At 77.2% G+C, this 1,751-nt stretch carries 1 protein-coding gene; it reads right to left on the bottom strand.

Annotated features, from left to right (window positions below):
- Positions 1–1,751: amino acid adenylation domain-containing protein (locus AA75_RS42615; RefSeq protein ID WP_149038701.1), on the bottom strand; the 1,751-nt coding region annotated here is incomplete at both ends.

Genomic DNA, 1,751 nt, shown 5'->3' with positions numbered 1-1,751 from the left:
GGGTCGGGGCCCCGGTCGAGCCACACCGCCCGGCCCAGGGCGCCGGTCCACGGGTCGAGCCGGGCGCGGGCCCGTGCCGCCTCGGCCGTGGTGAGGTCGCGCAGCGCGGCCTCGTCGAGGCCGGTGGCGTCGACCCGGTCGACCCAGCCGGCCGTGGCGGCGCCGCCGGGCGGGGCGATGGTCATCCGCCAGGCGCCGTCCGGGCCGGTCGTGAAGCCCGCCCGCAGGACGTCGTGCTGGTCGGCGACGGCGCGCAGCGCGGCGGCGAGCCGCGCCTCGCCGAGCGCGGGCGGCACCGGGACCACCAGGGACTGGCTGAACGCCTCGACGGGGCCGCCGCGTCCGCGCAGCCAGTGCATGATCGGGGTGAGCGGGACCTCGCCCCAGGCCTGGCCGTCGGCGGCACCGCCGTCCTCGCCGGCTCCCCGGTCGTCGGCCTCGCGGGCGACGGCGGCCAGCGCCGCGACCGTCCGGTGCTCGAAGACCTGCGCCGGGGAGAGCAGCAGTCCGGCCCGGCGGGCCCGGCCGACCAGTTGGATGGCCATGATGCTGTCGCCGCCGAGGTCGAAGAAGCTGTCGTCGGTGCCGGGCCGCTGCACGCCGAGGATCCCGCCGAACAGGCCGGCCAGCAGTTCCTCGCGGGGTGAGGCGGGGGCGCGGTGCGCGTCCGCGGATTCGTACGCGGGGACGGGCAGTTGCCGGCGGTCGAGCTTGCCGTTCGGGGTCAGCGGCAGCTGCTCCAGCAGGACGACGGCGGCCGGGACCATGTAGTCGGGCAGCGCGGCGGCCACGTGCCGGCGCAGCTCGCCGGGGTCGGCGGCGGCGCCCGGCTGGGCGACCACGTAGGCGGTGACCCGCTTCTCGCCGGGGCGGTCCTCGCGGACCAGGACGGCGTTCTGCGCGACGGCCGGGTGGCGGCCGAGCACCGACTCGATCTCGCCGAGCTCGATCCGGAAGCCGCGCACCTTGACCTGGTGGTCGCCGCGGCCGAGGAACTCCAGCACGCCGTCGGTGCGGCGCCGGACCAGGTCGCCGGTGCGGTACATCCGGGCGCCGGGCGGGCCGTACGGGTCGGCGACGAAGCGTTCGGCGGTGGCGTCCGGCCGGCCGAGGTAGCCGCGGGCGAGGCGGTGGCCGCCGATGTACAGCTCACCGGCGACGCCCGGCGGCACCGGGCGCAGGCCCGCGTCCAGGACGTGGCAGGTGGTGTTGTCGAGGGGGGTGCCGATCGCGACGGTGGTCTCCTGCTGCCACGGTGCGCGCATGAAGTGGTGGGTGGCGAAGGTGGTGGCCTCGGTGGGGCCGTAGCCGTCGACGACCAGGGTGTCCGGGGAGGCGGTGAGGACCCGGGTGACGGCCGCGGGCGAGACCACGTCGCCGCCGGTCCACACCTCGCGCACGCCGCGGAAGCAGCCGGGGTCCTCCTCGGCGAGCAGGTTGAACAGCCCGGAGGTGAGCCACGTGCCGGTCACCCGGCCGCCCACCAGGGCGTCGCGCAGCGCGGCGGTGTCGAGGTCGCCGGGCGGTGCGACCACCACCGTCCCGCCGGACAGCAGCGGCACCCACAGCTCGTACTGCGAGGTGTCGAAGGAGTACGGCGAGTGCAGCAGGACCCGCTGCTGGTTGCCGGTGCGCCAGCAGCGGTCGGCGGCCAGCACGGCGACGTCGCGGTGGGTGACGGCGACGCCCTTGGGCACCCCGGTGGAGCCGGAGGTGTACATCACGTAGGCGAGCCGGTCGGGGTGGGCGGG

This window comes from Kitasatospora sp. MBT63 (assembly GCF_000710465.2).
Classification (GTDB): Bacteria; Actinomycetota; Actinomycetes; order Streptomycetales; family Streptomycetaceae; genus Kitasatospora.
The sequence above is the reverse complement of the archived record's forward strand: the minus strand, read 5'-3'. Positions and strand labels throughout refer to the sequence as shown.